Here is a 17,369-nt window from a genome sequence, read left to right as displayed (position 1 = left end):
AACGACTCATAGCCAAACCGCCCTGTGACCCGAGTCACACCTGCGTCCGGTGTGCCCGCCTTACGAGCGTCATGTACCGGTCCCAGTCCCAGTACCGCCCGGGATCCGTGTGATCCGTCCCCGGCACCTCCACATGCCCGATGACATGCTCCCGGTCCACAGGGATTCCGTAACGCCCGCATATCTGGGCCGTCAGCCGCGCGGAACTCGCGTACATCGCCTCGGTGAACGACGACTTCCGCTCCACGAAGCCCTCGTGCTCGATGCCGACACTGCGTTCGTTGTACGACCGGTTCCCCGCGTGGAAGGCCACGTCCAGCTCGCGGATCATCTGCGTGACGTCGCCGCGCTGCCGGACGATGTAGTGCGCGGCCGCCTGGTGCCCGGGGTCCTGGAAGGCCTTCACGGCACTCGCGTAACTGCCCTGTGTGACATGGATGACCACCCGGTCTATCGCGTAGTCGTCCGGCCGGTCGGCCCGCCGGTAGTTCGCCGAGGAAGCCGCCACCCACGTGGCCCCCCGAAAATCGACGGCCCCCGGAGTCCGCGGCTTCTCCACCCCCGGCGTCCGCCACCACAACCGCGCCAACTCGTCCCGGGCCACCACAGCGGTCCCTACGGCGGCCACGGCCCCGCCGATGAGCAGCGCACGCCGCCCGGGGTGCCGGCCGGTGCCGCCCGGCGGCTTCTCGTCGGTGCCGGGCGGCTTCGCCGGCCGGTCGCCCGGATCGCCCTGGGCGTCCTGACGGTTCTGATCGCTCTGTGTCTCCCCCATGTGATCGTCAACGGATACTCGCGGGTCCCGGTTCCCGAGGACCCGTACCCTGGAAGGGTTATGACTGAGACCTCGCAGCGCCCCCGCCCCCTTCGCGTACTCGCCGCCATGTCGGGCGGCGTCGATTCCGCCGTCGCCGCCGCCCGCGCCGCGGAAGCCGGCCACGACGTGACCGGTGTCCACCTCGCGCTCTCCGCGAACCCGCAATCGTTCCGCACGGGCGCGCGTGGCTGTTGCACGATCGAGGACTCACGGGACGCCCGCCGCGCCGCCGACGTCATCGGCATCCCGTTCTACGTCTGGGACCTCGCCGACCGCTTCCGCGAGGACGTCGTCGAGGACTTCGTCGCCGAGTACGAGGCCGGCCGCACCCCGAACCCGTGCCTGCGCTGCAACGAGAAGATCAAGTTCGCCGCGCTCCTCGACAAGGCGCTCGCCCTCGGCTTCGACGCGGTCTGCACCGGCCACTACGCCCAGGTGATCGTGAACGAGGACGGCACCCGCGAACTGCACCGCGCCTCCGACATGGCCAAGGACCAGTCGTACGTCCTCGGCGTCCTGGACGAGCGGCAGCTCGCGCACGCCCTCTTCCCGCTCGGCGACACGGTCACGACGAAGGACGAGATCCGCGTGGAGGCCGAGCGCCGTGGCCTCGCGGTCGCCAAGAAGCCCGACTCGCACGACATCTGCTTCATCGCCGACGGCGACACCCAGGGCTTCCTCGCCAACCGCCTCGGCAAGGCCGAGGGCGACATCGTCGACGAGTCCGGCTCCGTCATCGGCTCGCACGAGGGCGCGTACGGCTTCACCATCGGCCAGCGCAAGGGCCTGCGGATCGGCACCCCGGCCGCCGACGGCAAGCCGCGCTACGTCCTGGACATCTCCCCGGTCGACAACACGGTGACGGTCGGCCCGGCCGCCTCCCTGGACGTCAGCGGCCTCACCGCCGTCAAGCCCCGCTGGTGCGGCACGGCCCCGACCGGCCCCGGCACCTACACCGCCCAGCTCCGCGCCCACGGCGGCGAGACCGAGGTCACCGCCGAACTCGTCGACGGCACCCTGGAGGTGTCGTTCACCGAGCCGGTGCGGGGCGTGGCCCCCGGGCAGGCGATCGTGCTGTACGACGACACGCGCGTGGTGGGGTCGGCGACGATCGCGACGACCACGCGCGCGGCGACGGCGATGGCCTGAGACAGCCGATGCCGGGCCCGTCCGTGTGATGTCGGGCCCGTGTGGCTAGTCGGCGAAGAACTCCGTGAGCACCGGTGCCAGGACGGCCGGGTCCACCATGTGGGTCTGACCGTCCAGCGTGCGGTACGTCCCGTCCGGCGCCGTGTCCGCCACGGCCCGGGCGGCCTCCCGCATCCACTCGGCGCTCGCGCCGCCCGCGATGGTGAGCACCGGGACGGACAGGGACGCCAGCCGCTCCGCCGGCACCAGACCGTCGCCCATGGCCGCGTCGTCGTAGGCGAGGGTGGGGGCGATGGCCTCCATGCCGGGCCACATGGGGGAGTGGCGGGCGCCGTCGATCATCTCCGGGGGTGCGCCGGTGAGCGCCATGAAGAGGGCGACGGCGTCGCCGTGGCGGCCCTCGGCGAGGAGTTCCGTGAGGCGCCCGGTGTACTCGGCGCGCTCCTTGGCGCCGGTCGAGTCGAGGGCGAACGGGGGCTCGTACAGGGCGACTTGGGTCACCGGCAGGCCGCTCGCCACCGCGTGCAGGGCGAGGGCGGCGCCGGACGAGTGGCCGTAGAGGGCCGCGCTGCCGCCCACGGCGTCGATCAGCGCCGCGAGGTCCTCGACCTCCCGGGCCACCGCGAACGGCGCCGTGTCGCCGCTCGCGCCCCGGCCGCGGCGGTCGTACGGGACGGCCCCGAACCGGTGCGCGAGCTGCGCCGCGAGCGGCAGGAGCCCGTCGCCCGTCGTCATCGCGCCACCGACGAGGACGACGGGCGGACCCGCACCGATGCGTTCGTACGCGATGGCGGTGCCGTCGCGCGAAACAGTCTTCTTGTCCATGGAACGGGAGACTGCCGCACCTCAGGGAACTAATCGGTCACAACACTTCTACTTCGTAGAAGCAGAGGTGGTCCTTGATCTGGGCCACGTCGGGCTTGGGGTCGGGGTACGCCCACACCAGGTCGGGCGCGTCCGGCAGCGACCAGTAGGACGCGTCGCCCTTGAAGGGGCAGTGGGTGTGGGTCTCGGAGGGGGTCAGGAGGTCGAGGCGTACGTCCTCCGGGGGGAGGTAGTACCGCACCGGAGAACCGGTCTCCTTCAGGACGAGGGGGCGGTCGCTCTCCGCCAGCACCTGGTCGCCGTGGACGACGCGGACGTGCCGGTCGCCCTGCTCGATCGTGATCGTGTGTCCTTGGGCCATACCGGAAAAGCACTCGCGGGCCCCTGGTTCTTCCCGCGTACGGTGACGACATGAAGATCTGTGTCTTTCTCTCCGCCGCCGACCTGGACGAGCGCTACACGCGCCCCGCGCGCGAGTTCGCGGAACTGCTCGGCAAGGGCGGGCACACGCTCGTGTGGGGCGGTTCGGACGTCGGGCTGATGAAGGTGGTCGCGGACGGCGTTCAGGCCGCCGGTGGACGGCTGGTGGGCGTCTCGGTGACCTTCCTGGCGGCGAGGACGAGGGCCGGCGCCGACGAGATGGTGATCGCGGCCGACCTCGCCGAACGCAAGAAGCTCCTCCTGGAGAAGGCCGACGCCGTGGTGGTCATGGTGGGCGGCACGGGGACGCTGGACGAGGCGACGGAGATCCTGGAGCTGAAGAAGCACGGCCACACCGACAAGCCGGTCGTGCTGCTCAACACCGCGGGCTTCTACGACGGCCTGAAGACCCAGTTCCGGCGGATGGAGGACGAGGGGTTCCTGCCGGTCCCGCTCACGGACCTGGTGTTCTTCGCGGAGGAGCCGGTGGGGGCGCTGGCCTACCTGGAGGAGTCTTTCGGTACCCGCTGATGCGAGCATGGCGGACATGGCAACACATGTGATCACCGGGGCCGGTTCCGGTATCGGCGCGGCCGTCGCCCGCCGGCTGCACGCGCGCGGGGACCAACTCGTGCTCCACGCGCGCGACGCGGGCCGCGCGAAGGAACTGGCGGCGGAGTACCCCGGGGCGAGCACCCTGGTGGGCGACCTGGCCGACCCGGACAAACTCAGCTGGGCGTTCTCCCACCAGACCCTGCCCGACCGCGTGGACACGCTCCTGCACATCGCCGGGGTGGTCGACCTGGGCCCGGTGGGCGGGCTGACCCCGAAAACCTGGCGCCACCAGCTCAACGTCAACCTGATCGCCCCCGCCGAACTGACCCGCCACTTCCTGCCCCAACTCCGCCTGTCCGGCGGCCACGTCCTCTTCGTGAACTCCGGCGCGGGCCTGCGGGCGAGCGCCGACTGGTCCGCGTACGCCGCCTCCAAGCACGGCCTGAAGGCTCTGGCGGACTCCCTGCGCCACGAGGAACACGCCAACGGCGTCCGCGTCACCTCGGTCTACCCGGGCCGCACCGCCAGCCCCATGCAGGCGAAGGTCCACCAACAGGAGGGCAAGCAGTACGACCCCTCCCAGTGGATCGACCCCGAGTCGGTCGCGACGACGATCCTGATGGCGATCGATCTGCCGGGGGATGCGGAGGTCAACGACCTGACGGTGCGGCCGGGGCGGTGAACGGGGCGAGCGGTGCTGAAATCCTGGACTGGCTCGACGAGGTCTGGGGGCGCACGGCAGCCGCGGTCGTCCTCGAAGGCGGCGACAACTATGGGCCGCTCGCCGAACGGGGGCTCATAGGTGAGGTGTTCGACGCAGAGGAGCTCGCGGAGCTGCGCTCTCTCACCACGACCGGCGCTTTCATCGACGACATCTGCCGCTGCTTCGGCAGCGTGACCATCGCCCTGCTCGACGCCGACGGCGAGTTCATCGGGAGCGGCAGCGTGCACGGCGGGACGGATGTCTCCTGGGAGCGCGACCGCTTCGGCAACAACCTGGAGGTCGCGGACCCGGAGCGGATGGTCGCGTTCCTGGGGCGGCTCAGGATCCGGATGCGTTGAATCGCCGGTCGTTTCCCAGCCCGTCCGGCGTCTGAGGACAAGGCCCTTTCGGGGCCGGAGCGGGAGTCTGGGGGCGCAGCCCCCAGGGGCTCTGCTTCACCCCCGGAGGGTTCCGTAGGCTTCCAGGGTGAGCAACAACAGCCAGTTCAGCTTCGGTCCCGCCACCGGTGTCGGTTCCCTGCCCGGCACCGACGCCCGTGAGGCCGCGAAGACCGCGACCGGGGCCTTCGAGGACTTCCCGTTCCTGCCCGAGCTGCCCGCCCGGGGACCCGGCGCGGACATGATCGGCCGGACCGCGGGACTGCTCGTCGAGGTGTACGCGCGTGTGGAGCCCAGCGGGTGGCGGATCGGGGACCGGCCGGGGCGGGACACGAAGCGGGCGTGGGCGTGGCTGGGGGAGGACCTCGACGCGTTCGAGGAGTTCACCCAGGGGTACGAGGGGCCGCTCAAGGTGCAGGCCGTGGGGCCCTGGTCGCTCGCCGCCGGCCTGGAGTTGAGGAACGGCGAGGCCGTGCTCTCCGACCCCGGCGCCTGCCGCGACCTCGCCGGCTCGCTCGCCGAGGGCCTGGGCATCCACCTCGGCGAAGTCCAACGCCGCGTCCCCGGCGCCCAGATCGTGCTGCAGCTCGACGAGCCGTCCCTGATCGGCGTCCTGCGCGGACACGTCAGGTCTGCCAGCGGCTACCGCACCTACCGCGCCGTCGACCGTCAACTCGTCGAGAGCACGCTCCGCGAGGTCGTCCGGGTGCACGTGGACAGCCCGGTCGTCGTCCACTCCTGCGCACCGGACGTGCCGTTCGCCCTGCTGCGCCGGGCGGGCGCGGCCGGGATCTCCTTCGACTTCTCGCTCCTCACCGAGCGTGACGACGACGTGATCGGCGAGGCGGTCGAGGCCGGCACCCGGCTCTTCGCCGGTGTCGTGCCGGGCACGGACACCGCGTTGTCGGACCCTGCCGGTAGCGTCATGGGTGTCAGGACGCTGTGGCGCAGGCTGGGGCTGCGACCGGGACTTCTCGCGGAGGCGGTCACGATCACCCCGTCGTGCGGACTCGCGGGGGCTTCTCCCGAGTACGCGCGCCAGGCCCTCGCCCACTGCGTCCGGGCGGCGAGATCCCTCGCGGACAACCCTGAGTGACGGAAGGACAACACGGTGGCCGGCGACAGGCAAGCGGAGACGGCGGTGCCCGCAGAGGCACGGGAGAAGCACGCGCAGCTCGCTGAGCAGATCGAGGAGCACCGCTTCCGGTACTACGTGAACGATGCACCGGTCGTCAGCGACGCGGACTTCGACAAGCTCCTGCGCTCCCTGGAGGCGCTGGAGGAGGAGTACCCGGAGCTGCGCACGCCGGACTCGCCGACCCAGAAGGTCGCGGGGGCGTACGAGACGGAGTTCACCTCCGTCGTCCACCGCTCCCGCATGCTCTCCCTGGACAACGCGTTCGACGACCTGGAGCTGGCGGCCTGGGCCGAGCGTGTCCAGAAGGACGTCGGTACCTCCGACTACCACTTCCTGTGCGAGCTGAAGGTCGACGGCCTCGCCGTCAACCTGACGTATGAGCACGGCCGTCTCACGCGCGCGGCGACCCGCGGTGACGGCCGTACGGGCGAGGACATCACGCCCAACGTCCGTACGATCGCGGAGATCCCGGACCGCCTGACCGGCGACCGCGTGCCCGACCTCGTGGAGATCCGCGGCGAGGTCTACTTCCCGATGGAGAAGTTCGAGGAGCTGAACGCCCGGCTGGTCGAGGCCGGCGACAAGCCCTTCGCCAACCCCCGGAACGCGGCGGCGGGTTCACTGCGCCAGAAGGACCCCCGCGTCACCGCCACCCGCCCCCTGCACATGGTCGTGCACGGCATCGGCGCCCTGGAGGGCTTCGACCCCCTCACCCGCCTCTCCGAGGCGTACGCCCTGCTGAAGTCCTGGGGCCTGCCGACCTCGTCGTACAACAAGGTGGTCGACGACCTCGACGGCGTACGGGAGTTCATCCGGTACTACGGCGAGAACCGCCACTCCGTGGCGCACGAGATCGACGGCGTCGTCGTCAAGCTCGACGAGATCCCCCTCCAGGGGCGGCTCGGCTCCACCTCCCGCGCCCCGCGCTGGGCGATCGCGTGGAAGTACGCGCCCGAGGAGGTCAACACCAAGCTCGTCAACATCCGCGTGGGCGTGGGCCGTACGGGCCGGGTCACGCCGTACGCCCAGGTCGAGCCGGTGACGGTGGCCGGCTCGGAGGTCGAGTTCGCGACGCTGCACAACCAGGAGGTCGTCAAGGCCAAGGGCGTCCTCATCGGCGACACGGTGGTGCTGCGCAAGGCCGGTGACGTCATCCCGGAGATCCTCGGCCCGGTCGCCGACCTGCGCGACGGCAGCGAGCGGGAGTTCGTGATGCCGGCCGAGTGCCCCGAGTGCGGGACCCCGCTGCGGCCGATGAAGGAGGGCGACATCGACCTCCGCTGCCCGAACGCCCGTGCCTGCCCTGCCCAGTTGAGGGAGCGGCTCTTCTACCTCGCGGGCCGCAAGGCGCTGGACATCGACCACTTCGGCTATGTGTCGGCCGCCGCTCTCACCCAGCCGCTGGAGCCGGCCGACCCGCCGCTGAAGGACGAGGGAGACCTGTTCGACCTCACCATCGAGCAGTTGCTGCCCATCAAGGCGTACGTCCTCGACCAGAACAGCGGGCTGCCCAAGCGCGATCCGAACACCGGCGAGGAGAAGATCGTCACGGTCTTCGCCAACCAGCAGGGCGAGCCCAAGAAGAACGCGCTGGCGATGCTGGAGACCATCGCGGCGGCCAAGGACAGCCCGCTCGCCCGCATCCTCACCGGCCTGTCGATCCGTCATGTCGGCCCGGTCGCGGCCGAGGCGCTGGCCCGCGAGTTCCGTTCGATCGAGCGGATCGAGCAGGCCACCGAGAAGGAGTTGGCGGACACCGCCGGTGTCGGCGGGATCATCGCCGCCTCCCTCAAGGAGTGGTTCGCCGAGGACTGGCACCAGGAGATCCTCCGCAAGTGGCGGGCCGCCGGGGTCCGGATGGAGGAGGAGGGTTCCGCCGAGGACGAGGGCCCGCGCCCGCTCGAAGGTCTCACCGTGGTCGTCACCGGCACACTCGAGCACTTCACGCGGGACGGGGCGAAGGACGCCCTGCAGAGCCGGGGAGCGAAAGTGACCGGTTCTGTTTCGAAGAAGACGTCTTTCGTTGTCGTAGGTGACAATCCTGGTTCGAAGTACGACAAGGCGATGCAGGTCAAGGTGCCTGTTCTGAACGAGGACGGCTTCGTTGTCCTGTTGGAGCAGGGACCCGAGGCTGCCGCCGAAGTCGCGCTTCCGGTCGAGGAGTAGCGAGGTGCGGCGGTTGAAGCCCACCCGATCGGCGCATACCAGATGCATACGGGTGGCCGGGTCGCATTCGGGCAACCGTCTACGACCGCTGCCCGTGGAAGCCTTCTGCGGCCTACTGTTGAGGTGTGCACCTGCCGTGCCCAGCTGCGGTTGGGGCAACCCCCTGCTCTTGGTGAGCAGGGGGAGGGGTTTTCCAAACGCGGTGCCGTTGACGGAAGTCGGGCATCGGACCGCGTGGCGTGGGCACCGCCGGCTGTGAGAGGGACGGGAATGGAACCGACCGAGAGCGCCCCCCCGGACTCACTGCTGCGCCGGCTCACCGGCGCCTGGCGGGAGAGTCGTTGGGGAGCGCGACCCGTGGAGCGTCCGGGCGCCACCCAGCCGCGCGCCACCGGACAGTACTCCACACCCGACGCCCGCCACTCCGCACCACTCTCCGCCGACCCGGGCTCCGGGCTGCCGGGCGACGGCGACCGCCATCTGACCTGGCCCGCGCTGCCCACGGCGGTCGTGGTCGCGGCCGGCTTCGTCCTCGGCGCCGGCTTCTTCCGGGCGTTCACCGGCGACCACGCGCTCTTCCCGTCCGGCACGGTCGGCTGGTCGCTCGCCGTCCTGACCGGCATCATCGTCGGCCACCTCGTCGCCCTCGGCCGCGCCCGCTGGTGGGGCGGCACCGGCTCGGGCGCCGCCCTCACCCTCGGCGTCCTGCTGCTCTACGGCTGGGTCGCCGCCGGCATGGTCAGCCTCACGGTCGTCGTCCTGGTCGGCATAGCCAGGCGCAACCGCTGGCGCCAGGGCGTCCTGCACGGCGCGGTGGACATCCTCGGCATAGCCGCCGGCGCACTCGTGCTGGGCGCCTTCGGCCGGGTGCCGTCCGTCGAGAAGCCCTGGAACCCGGACACCTGGACGGTCTACACCGCCCCCGAGGTGGTCCTGGTCGCCGTCGCGTACCTCGCCGTGACCCGCACCCTGCTCTGGTATCTGCACGCCCCGCGCCACGGCGGACTGCCCACCGTCGCCCGCACCGCCCTGCTCAGACAGGGCCTGGTCGCCGTAGCCCTGCTCGGTATCGCGCCGCTCATCTGCGTGGTCGCCGTGGCCCAGCCGGTCCTGCTGCCCCTGTTCTCGATCCCGCTCATCGCCCTCGACTCCACCCTGTGGATGGCCCGGGCCCGGGCCGAGGAGCAGCTGCGCGACCCGCTCACCGGGCTGCCCAACCGGCAGTGGCTCCTGGAGCGCATCTGGACCGCTCTGGACGACGCCGAGCGCATCGGCGCCAAGGCCGCGCTCATGCTGATCGACCTCGACCGGTTCCGGTCGGTCAACGACACGTTGGGCCATCTCGCCGGTGACCGGCTGCTGTTGCAGATAGCCGACCGGCTGCGGGTGGCGCTGCCGCGCGGGGCGGAGGCCGCGCGGCTCGGCGGTGACGAGTTCGCCGTCCTGCTGCCCGTCGCCGACTCCACGACATCCGCGACCCGGGTCGCCCGCAACCTCGTCGCCGCGCTCAGCTCCCCGCTCGACCTCGACGGACTCACCCTCGTCCTGGAGGCCAGCGCGGGTGTCGCCGTCTTCCCCGACCACGCCCTCGACGCCGAGGGGCTGCTGCGGCGGGCCGACGTCGCGATGTACCAGGCGAAGCGGGACCGTACGGGCGTAGAGGTCTACGAGTCCAAGCGGGACTCCAACACCCCTGACCGGCTGGGCCTGTTGGGGGATCTGCGGCGGGCGCTCGACGCGCACGAGGTGCAGCTGCACTACCAGCCCAAGGTCCGGTTCGACGGTCAGGTGGCGGGGCTCGAGGCGCTGGTGCGGTGGGTGCACCCGGAGCGCGGGAAGGTGCCGCCGGACGAGTTCATAGCGATCGCCGAGTCGTCCGGGCTGATGCCCCACCTGACGGAGTACGTGCTGGACACGGCGCTCGCCCAGGTCGCCAGGTGGCGCGCCCAGGGGCTGTTCGTGCCGGTCGCGGTGAACGTCTCCCCGCGCGACGTCCACACCCCCGGCTTCGCCGGCTCGGTCGCCGCGCGCCTCGCCCGGCACGGTGTCCCGCCGGGCTCGCTCCAGCTGGAGATCACCGAACACGTCCTCCTGGAGGACCCCCAGCGCGCCGCCGACACCCTCAACGGGCTGACCGGGCACGGCGTGAAGATGTCTCTCGACGACTTCGGTACGGGGTATTCGTCCCTGGTGCATCTACGGCGGCTGCCGGTCAGTGAGTTGAAGATCGACCGGTCGTTCGTGGCTCGGCTGGCGGTGGACACGGAGGATGCGGAGATCGTTCGGTGCACCGTTGATCTCGCGCATTCCCTCGGGTTGCTCGTCGTGGCTGAGGGGGTTGAGGACGACGAGACGTGGGAGCGGTTGCGGGATCTTGGGTGTGATGCCGTGCAGGGGTGGCTTGTTGCTGCGGCGATGCCTCCCGAGGACATGACGGCTTGGTTGCGGGCGCGGGGGTCTCGGGGGTGGCAGCGGCCTCGGGCTGCGTTGCCGGCGGCGGCTGCGGATGATCCGGGGCGGATCGGGTGACCTTCTGCGCCTAGTGGGGTGGGGGCTTCTGTTTGGTCGCGGCTGCGGCCCGGTTGTGGCTGGTCGCGCAGTTCCCCGCGCCCCTAGGGGGGTTCAACTTGCCCCTGCTGTGAAGTGGGCGGTCAGTAGCGCGAGTCGCTGCTCGTGGGCCTTCTCCGGTAGGCGGCCGCTGCGCATCAGCGTGACCAGTCCGTGCAGGCCCGCCCAGTACGTCTCCGTCAGCACGCCCGGGTCGTCGCCCTCGGCCGCGATGGGCTCGACGGCCTGGAAGATCTCGCCGAAGGCCGCCTGCAAGGGCGCCGGTGCCTCCGGGGTGGCGAACGGCAGGTCCACCATGTGCGTGAACATCGCGTCGTAGAGGGCCGGGCGGCGGCGCGCGAACGACGTGTACGTCTCACCGACCGCGCTCAGTGCCCCGCGCGTGCCCTTCGCCGCCGTGCGCGCCGTACGCAACTCGGCGGCCAGCACGGCGCAGCCCTCCACCGCCACCGCCGCCATGATCGCGCCCTTGTCCTTGAAGTGGCTGTAGAGGACGGGCTGGCTGTACTCGATCTCGGATGCCAGGCGCCGGGTCGTCACCGCGTCCCAGCCCTCCGTCTCGGCCAGTTCGCGTGCGGCCGAGACGATCAGTTGCTCCCGCTCCGCCCGTTCGCGCTCCCGGCGCGTCTGAATCGTCATGCCCGGGATTCTAGCATCGCTAGCGTTTCTTTCGATGCTCTGTTAGCTTCGCTCTTGTCGCTAGCGTTGCTAGAAAACGAGACGAGGAGAAGTGGCATGACCATCACCGCGTACACCCTGGCGATCGTGCTCGACCTGTTCTGCCTGTTCCTGGGCTACCGGTTCCTGTTCCAGCCCGGCTCCGCCGCCGCCGGTTACGGGGTCCCGGCCGACCCCGCCGGTGACGCCGGCGCCTACCTCACGATCAAGGGCCTCAGGGACGGCACGCTGGGCGTGGTGGGCCTCGCGGTGCTGGCCTTCGCCGGGGCGCACGCGGAGGCCTGGTTCATGCTCGGCGTGGCCCTCGTGCCGTTCGGCGACACCCTGATAGTGCTGCGCCACGGCGGGGCGAAAGCCGTCGCTTTCGGGATCCACTTCGCCACGGCGATCGTTGTACTGATCAGTGCCGTGCTGCTGTTCCTTGCCTGAGCCGTCCGAGTCGTGCTTCTCCTTCTCGTCCGCATTCCTCATCCGAACGGGGCCCCGAAATGTCGTTGCTCGTACCGAAGTTCGACGAGTCCGTGATCGTCCGCGAGGCCGAGGCCGAGGTCGTCGGCCGGGCGCCGACCACCGTCAAGCTGCTGGCGGACAGCAGCGCGACCGGCGGGGCGCTGTCCACCCAGCGCGTCACCCTCAGCGGGGGAGCGGACGGCGCCAAGCCGCACTGGCACGACAACTCCGCCGAGATGTTCTTCCTGCTCGACGGCGCCGCCGAGATCCTCTCCGGCGACCAGGTCGTCACCGCCGGACCCGGTGACCTGGTCGTCGTCCCGCCGGGCCTGCCCCACGCCTTCGCCGCCGCACCCGGTGCCGACGCCGACCTCCTCATCGTCATCACCCCCGGTGTCGAGCGCTTCGAGTACTTCCGTCACCTCCAGCGCATCGCCCTCGGAGAGGTCGGTCCGGAGAGCCTTCTGGAGGTGCAGGAGCTGTACGACAACCACTTCATGAAGAGCCCGGTGTGGGACGCGCGAGGCCGGTGACCGGGGTCCCGGCGAAACCGTTTAACGGCTGAGGGCCCCCGCCCCATAGGATTGGCGCCAAACCACACACACTCACCCCAGAGGAACGCCGCATGCCTGGCATCACGCGCGAGGAGGTCGCCCACCTCGCCCGGCTGGCGCGTCTGGAGCTGAAGCCCGAAGAGCTCGAACACTTCGCGGGACAGCTGGACGACATCATCGGCGCGGTCGCCCGCGTCAGCGAGGTCGCCGACCAAGACGTACCGCCGACCTCCCACCCGCTGCCGCTGACGAACGTCATGCGCGCGGACGAGGTCCGTCCCTCGCTCACCCCCGAGCAGGCGCTCTCCGGCGCCCCGGCCCAGGAGCAGCAGCGTTTCAAGGTGCCGCAGATCCTGGGGGAGGACTAACCACCATGACGGACCACAGCAGCATCATCCGGCTCACCGCCGCCGAGATCGCCGCGAACATCGCGTCCGGCGTGCTCACGGCCGTCGAGGTCACCGAGGCCCACCTCGCCCGGATCGAGGAAGTCGACGCGAAGGTGCACGCCTTCCTGCACGTCGACCGCGAGGGCGCCCTCGCGCAGGCCCGCGCCGTCGACGAGAAGCGGGCCAGGGGCGAGCAGCTCGGCCCGCTGGCCGGCGTACCGCTCGCGCTCAAGGACATCTTCACCACCGAGGGCATCCCGACCACGGTCGGCTCCAAGATCCTCGAAGGCTGGATCCCGCCGTACGACGCGACCGTCACCAAGCGGCTGAAGGCCGCCGACGTCGTCATCCTCGGCAAGACCAACATGGACGAGTTCGCCATGGGGTCCAGCACCGAGAACAGTGCTTACGGGCCTACCGGCAACCCCTGGGACCTCACCAAGATCCCCGGCGGCTCCGGTGGCGGTTCCTCCGCCGCGCTCGCCTCCTTCCAGTCGCCGCTCGCGATCGGCACGGACACCGGCGGTTCCATCCGCCAGCCCGCCGCCGTCACCGGCACGGTCGGTGTCAAGCCGACGTACGGTGCGGTCTCCCGCTACGGCATGGTCGCCTTCTCCAGCTCCCTGGACCAGGGCGGCCCGTGCGCCCGTACGGTCCTGGACGCGGCGCTCCTGCACGAGGCGATCGCCGGACACGACCCGCTCGACTCCACGTCGATCGACGCCCCGGTCCCGCCGGTCGTCGAGGCCGCCCGCAACGGCAGCGTGCAGGGCATGCGCGTAGGCGTCGTCAAGCAGTTCCGCGGCGAGGGCTACCAGGCCGGCGTCATCCAGCGCTTCGACGAGGCCGTCGCGGTGCTGAAGGAACTGGGCGCGGAAATCGTCGAGTTGGACTGCCCGTCCTTCGACCTCGCCCTGTCGGCGTACTACCTGATCGCGCCCTCCGAGTGCTCGTCGAACCTGGCCCGCTTCGACGGCCTGCGCTACGGCCTCCGGGTCGGCGACGACGGCACCCACTCGGCCGAAGAGGTCACCTCCATCACCCGTGAGGCGGGCTTCGGCCCCGAGGTGAAGCGCCGCATCATGCTCGGGACGTACGCGCTGAGCTCCGGCTACTACGACGCGTACTACGGCAGCGCCCAGAAGGTCCGTACGCTCATCACGCGCGACTTCGAGAAGTCGTTCGAGAGCGTCGACGTGATCGTCTCGCCGACCACGCCGACCACCGCCTTCCCGATCGGCGAGCGCGCCGACGACCCGATGGCGATGTACCTCGCGGACCTGTGCACCATCCCGACCAACCTGGCGGGCAACTCGGCCATGTCGCTGCCCTGCGGTCTCGCGCCGGAGGACGGTCTCCCGGTCGGGCTGCAGATCATCGCCCCGGCGCTGAAGGACGACCGTCTTTACAAGGTCGGCGCCGCCGTCGAGGCCGCCTTCGTGGAAAAGTGGGGCCACCCGCTGCTTGAGGAGGCACCGTCGCTGTGAGCAATGCACTGTCGAAGGCCAAGGGCTTCAAGAAGTCCAAGTCCGGCACGTACGTGTCGATGGCCACCACCGCGTTCGGCGCGCTGGGTGTCGCCAAGCAGATCAAGAAGGCGCGCACCGAGCACGACACGCTCCGTCTGATCGACGCCACGGTGTCCGCCGTCGCGCTCGTCACCGGCTTCGCCATCCTGTACCGCGAGCTGAAGCGGCTGGGCGACGACGACGTCCTGCTGGGCTGAGAGGGAAAGTTCACCGTGACCACCACGACCGACCTGGAGTCGTACGAGGACGCTCTCGCGTCGTACGACCCCGTCATGGGCCTTGAGGTCCATGTCGAACTCGGCACCAAGACCAAGATGTTCTGCGGCTGTTCGACCGAGCTGGGCGCCGAGCCCAACTCGCAGACCTGCCCGACGTGCCTCGGCATGCCCGGCGCGCTCCCGGTCGTCAACGCGATCGGCGTCGAGTCCGCGATCAAGATCGGCCTCGCGCTGAACTGCGAGATCGCCGAGTGGTGCCGCTTCGCCCGGAAGAACTACTTCTATCCGGACATGCCGAAGAACTTCCAGACCTCCCAGTACGACGAGCCGATCGCCTTCAACGGCTATCTGGACGTCCAGTTGGAGGACGGCGAGACCTTCCGGGTGCAGATCGAGCGCGCCCACATGGAGGAGGACACCGGCAAGTCGCTGCACGTCGGCGGCGCGACGGGCCGTATCCACGGCGCCTCGCACTCGCTGCTCGACTACAACCGCGCCGGCATCCCCCTCATCGAGATCGTCACCAAGCCGATCGAGGGCGCCGGTGAGCGTGCTCCCGAGGTCGCGAAGGCGTACGTCGCCGAGCTGCGCGAGCTGATCCGGGCGCTCGGTGTGTCGGAAGCCCGTATGGAGCAGGGGCAGATGCGCTGCGACGTGAACCTGTCGCTGCGCCCGCACGGCCGAGAGAAGTTCGGCACCCGGAGCGAGACGAAGAACGTCAACTCGCTGCGTTCCGTGGAGCGTGCCGCCCGTTACGAGATCCAGCGCCACGCCGCGGTGCTGAACTCCGGCGGCACGATCATCCAGGAGACCCGCCACTTCCACGAGGACACCGGGTCGACGACCTCGGGCCGCGTGAAGGAGGAGGCGGAGGACTACCGCTACTTCCCCGAGCCGGACCTCGTTCCGGTGGCCCCCTCGCGCGAGTGGGTCGAGGAGATCCGCGGCGGTCTGCCCGAGCAGCCGCTCGCCCGCCGCAACCGGCTGAGCGAGGAGTGGGGGATCACCGCGTTCGACATGCAGTCGATCCTCAACGCCGGTGCCATCGACCCGATCGTCGCCACGATCGACGCCGGTGCCGACGCGGCCTCCGCCCGCAAGTGGTGGATGGGCGAACTCGCCCGCAGCGCCAACGAGTCCGGCAAGGCGCTCGACGAGCTGCCCATCACGCCGGAGCAGGTCGCCCGGGTCACCGCGCTGGTCACGGCCGGCGACCTGAACGACAAGCTCGCCCGCCAGGTCATCGAAGGCGTCCTCGCCGGCGAGGGCACCCCGGACGAGGTCGTCGAGAAGCGCGGCCTGAAGGTCGTCTCGGACGACGGCGCCCTCACCACCGCCGTCCAGGAGGCCATCGCCGGCAACCCGGGCGTCGCCGACAAGATCCGCGGCGGCAAGGTGGCCGCGGTCGGCGCGCTGGTCGGCGCGGTCATGAAGGCCACCCGGGGCCAGGCCGACGCGGCCCGCGTCAAGGAGCTCATCCTGGAGCAGCTGGGTGTCAGCGAAGGCTGAGCCAGTACGCCCCAGCGAACGGCCCCGGAGACCCGCTCTCCGGGGCCGTTCCCGTCACACCCGGCGGCCCACGACCCGGGCGAAGCCGAGGAGTTGCCCCTGGTCGGCCTTCACCAGGTCCACCGACTCACGGGCCATGTCCGCCATCCACGCGTACGGACTCTCCGCGGCGCACACCTCGCTCCACAGCAACCAGTCCTTCCAGCCGTCGGGCTGCCAGTCGGCGGTCTCGACCTGCACGGTCCCGCCGCGGGTCCAGTGGCGGCGCCACCAGGCGGGGGAGTGGAACGCCCAGAAACCGGGGTCCCAGAAGGGCTTGAGGTGCTCCGGGGGTTCGTCGCCCGCGAGTTCCTCCCGGAGGGCGGGCATGACGACCCCGATCCGGCCACCCGGCTTCAACAGCCTTGTCAGGGTGGGCAGATACAGGTCGGCGGTACCGAAGTACTGGTAGGCGTCGATCGACACGATCGCGTCGAACGTGCCCTCCCCGAAGGGGATGTCATGCGCCTCCACCCGGAGGGGGAGCACGCGGTCGGCGACACCCGCCTCCGCGATCCGTACGGCGTTCTCGTCGGGCTTCACCCACAGGTCGGCCGCGGTGACCTGGACGCCGTACTCCTTGGCGAGGAAGACGGAGGTCATGGCGCGTCCGCAGCCCAGGTCCAGGACGCGGGCGCCCGGGGGCAGGGTGTCCAGGCCGAGGGCCGGGGCCAGCCATTCCAGGAGCCACAGGGCGTGCGGGCCCATCTGGTTCTCGATGGTCCAGCTGGCGTCGTAGGTGTTGCTGCGCGGGTAGTCGGGGTGGGTCAGGCGGGCGGTCAGGTCGGTGTCCGGCATCGGTGAACGGTGTCCTCCGGTTCTGCGTAGGTTGCTGTGAGGAAGCAACGAGATTGTGGAGGACGTCGGTTGGCCGCGCACCAGGTTTCTCAGGCGGAGGCGCTACCCTCGCCCGCCATGGACGGACGCGGAGATTCCGAGACACCGGACTTCGGGGACCCGGCGCTGGACGCGCGACGGGCCCGTTGGACGGCCGCGCTGACCGGTGCCGTGCTGGCCCTCGCGGGCGTGGCCGCTGCGGTGCTGCGGGCGAGCGGGGCCGCGCCGGTGCTCGTCCCGGCTGCCTACGCGGTGGGCGCCGCGGTGTGCGCGCTCGCGTCGGTGCTCGGGTCCAGGGGCCGTACCAGACGGGCGCTTTGGCTGCTGGTCGTCGGGGCGATGGTGATGGCGCTGGGGGACCAGTTCGACTGAGCGGGCGGTCAAGGCGGCAGTCGGGGCTACAGAGTTGCCGTTACTGTCCTGTGAT

General features: G+C 70.6%; 19 protein-coding genes. 14 read left to right on the top strand and 5 right to left on the bottom strand.

Annotated elements, in window-relative coordinates:
• Positions 1–34: 34 nt before the first annotated feature.
• Positions 35–775: an N-acetylmuramoyl-L-alanine amidase gene (locus tag OO69_RS23825; protein ID WP_033282758.1), complete on the bottom strand. Its 741-nt coding sequence runs from the start codon at positions 773–775 to the stop codon at positions 35–37.
• Positions 776–835: 60 nt separating this feature from the next.
• Here OO69_RS23825 and mnmA point away from each other — a divergent pair, with 60 nt between their 5' ends.
• The gene (mnmA, locus tag OO69_RS23820; protein ID WP_033282757.1) at positions 836–1,966 is read left to right on the top strand and encodes a tRNA 2-thiouridine(34) synthase MnmA; all 1,131 of its coding nucleotides are present in this window, start codon (positions 836–838) and stop codon (positions 1,964–1,966) included.
• A gap of 45 nt (positions 1,967–2,011) precedes the next feature.
• On the opposite strand, the gene OO69_RS23815 is transcribed toward mnmA, so the two are convergent.
• Positions 2,012–2,791: an alpha/beta fold hydrolase gene (locus OO69_RS23815; RefSeq protein ID WP_033282756.1), complete on the bottom strand. Its 780-nt coding sequence runs from the start codon at positions 2,789–2,791 to the stop codon at positions 2,012–2,014.
• Positions 2,792–2,828: 37 nt separating this feature from the next.
• Positions 2,829–3,152, bottom strand: a complete 324-nt coding sequence (locus OO69_RS23810) for a DUF427 domain-containing protein (RefSeq protein WP_033282755.1) — start codon at positions 3,150–3,152, stop codon at positions 2,829–2,831.
• Positions 3,153–3,202: 50 nt separating this feature from the next.
• On the opposite strand from OO69_RS23810, the gene OO69_RS23805 reads away from it, so the two are divergent.
• The 6 genes from OO69_RS23805 to OO69_RS23780 all read left to right on the top strand — a co-directional run bounded on the left by OO69_RS23805 (position 3,203) and on the right by OO69_RS23780 (position 10,700).
• Positions 3,203–3,742, top strand: a complete 540-nt coding sequence (locus OO69_RS23805; RefSeq protein WP_033282754.1) for a TIGR00730 family Rossman fold protein — start codon at positions 3,203–3,205, stop codon at positions 3,740–3,742.
• A 7-nt stretch (positions 3,743–3,749) separates the two neighbouring features.
• Positions 3,750–4,448: an SDR family oxidoreductase gene (locus OO69_RS23800; protein WP_033282753.1), complete on the top strand. Its 699-nt coding sequence runs from the start codon at positions 3,750–3,752 to the stop codon at positions 4,446–4,448.
• Positions 4,445–4,828 carry a hypothetical protein gene (locus tag OO69_RS23795; protein WP_033282752.1) on the top strand — a complete coding sequence of 128 codons (384 nt, stop codon included), beginning with the start codon at positions 4,445–4,447 and terminating at the stop codon, positions 4,826–4,828. Before OO69_RS23800 ends, OO69_RS23795 begins: the two co-directional genes overlap by 4 nt.
• A 127-nt stretch (positions 4,829–4,955) precedes the next feature.
• The gene (locus tag OO69_RS23790) at positions 4,956–5,963 is read left to right on the top strand and encodes a methionine synthase (protein ID WP_033282751.1); all 1,008 of its coding nucleotides are present in this window, start codon (positions 4,956–4,958) and stop codon (positions 5,961–5,963) included.
• A gap of 15 nt (positions 5,964–5,978) precedes the next feature.
• On the top strand, positions 5,979–8,171 hold the full coding sequence (ligA, locus tag OO69_RS23785; RefSeq protein WP_033282750.1) for an NAD-dependent DNA ligase LigA: 2,193 nt from the start codon (positions 5,979–5,981) through the stop codon (positions 8,169–8,171).
• Between the two features lie 270 nt (positions 8,172–8,441).
• The gene (locus tag OO69_RS23780; RefSeq protein WP_033282749.1) at positions 8,442–10,700 is read left to right on the top strand and encodes a putative bifunctional diguanylate cyclase/phosphodiesterase; all 2,259 of its coding nucleotides are present in this window, start codon (positions 8,442–8,444) and stop codon (positions 10,698–10,700) included.
• 93 nt (positions 10,701–10,793) lie between these two features.
• Here OO69_RS23780 and OO69_RS23775 read toward each other — a convergent pair whose 3' ends face one another.
• Positions 10,794–11,378, bottom strand: coding sequence for a TetR/AcrR family transcriptional regulator (locus OO69_RS23775; RefSeq protein ID WP_033282748.1), 585 nt, complete (start codon positions 11,376–11,378; stop codon positions 10,794–10,796).
• Between the two features lie 96 nt (positions 11,379–11,474).
• Here OO69_RS23775 and OO69_RS23770 point away from each other — a divergent pair, with 96 nt between their 5' ends.
• The 6 genes from OO69_RS23770 (at position 11,475) to gatB (ending at position 16,066) form a co-directional block, all read left to right on the top strand.
• Positions 11,475–11,846, top strand: a complete 372-nt coding sequence (locus OO69_RS23770; RefSeq protein WP_033282747.1) for a DUF4267 domain-containing protein — start codon at positions 11,475–11,477, stop codon at positions 11,844–11,846.
• 59 nt (positions 11,847–11,905) lie between these two features.
• Positions 11,906–12,400 carry a cupin domain-containing protein gene (locus OO69_RS23765; protein ID WP_033282746.1) on the top strand — a complete coding sequence of 165 codons (495 nt, stop codon included), beginning with the start codon at positions 11,906–11,908 and terminating at the stop codon, positions 12,398–12,400.
• Positions 12,401–12,492: 92 nt separating this feature from the next.
• Positions 12,493–12,789, top strand: coding sequence for an Asp-tRNA(Asn)/Glu-tRNA(Gln) amidotransferase subunit GatC (gene gatC, locus OO69_RS23760; protein WP_007384860.1), 297 nt, complete (start codon positions 12,493–12,495; stop codon positions 12,787–12,789).
• A gap of 5 nt (positions 12,790–12,794) precedes the next feature.
• Complete coding sequence (gene gatA, locus OO69_RS23755; protein ID WP_033282745.1) at positions 12,795–14,297, top strand: Asp-tRNA(Asn)/Glu-tRNA(Gln) amidotransferase subunit GatA; 1,503 nt, start codon at positions 12,795–12,797, stop codon at positions 14,295–14,297.
• Entirely contained in the window at positions 14,294–14,536 is a 243-nt protein-coding gene (locus OO69_RS23750) for a hypothetical protein (protein WP_019058562.1), read from the top strand. The genes gatA and OO69_RS23750 overlap by 4 nt, the downstream gene beginning before the upstream one ends.
• Positions 14,537–14,551: 15 nt before the next feature.
• Entirely contained in the window at positions 14,552–16,066 is a 1,515-nt protein-coding gene (gene gatB / locus OO69_RS23745) for an Asp-tRNA(Asn)/Glu-tRNA(Gln) amidotransferase subunit GatB (protein ID WP_033282744.1), read from the top strand.
• 54 nt (positions 16,067–16,120) lie between these two features.
• Here gatB and OO69_RS23740 read toward each other — a convergent pair whose 3' ends face one another.
• Positions 16,121–16,903, bottom strand: a complete 783-nt coding sequence (locus OO69_RS23740; protein WP_033282743.1) for an SAM-dependent methyltransferase — start codon at positions 16,901–16,903, stop codon at positions 16,121–16,123.
• Between the two features lie 117 nt (positions 16,904–17,020).
• Between OO69_RS23740 and OO69_RS23735 the strand changes: the two genes are divergently transcribed.
• Entirely contained in the window at positions 17,021–17,314 is a 294-nt protein-coding gene (locus tag OO69_RS23735; RefSeq protein WP_033282853.1) for a hypothetical protein, read from the top strand.
• The last annotated feature ends 55 nt before the right edge of the window (positions 17,315–17,369 follow it).

It is taken from the genome of Streptomyces sp. NRRL F-525, from assembly GCF_000716605.1.
Classification (GTDB): domain Bacteria; phylum Actinomycetota; class Actinomycetes; order Streptomycetales; family Streptomycetaceae; genus Streptomyces.
Note: the sequence above shows the minus strand (reverse complement) of the source record. Positions and strands in the feature narration are given on the sequence as shown.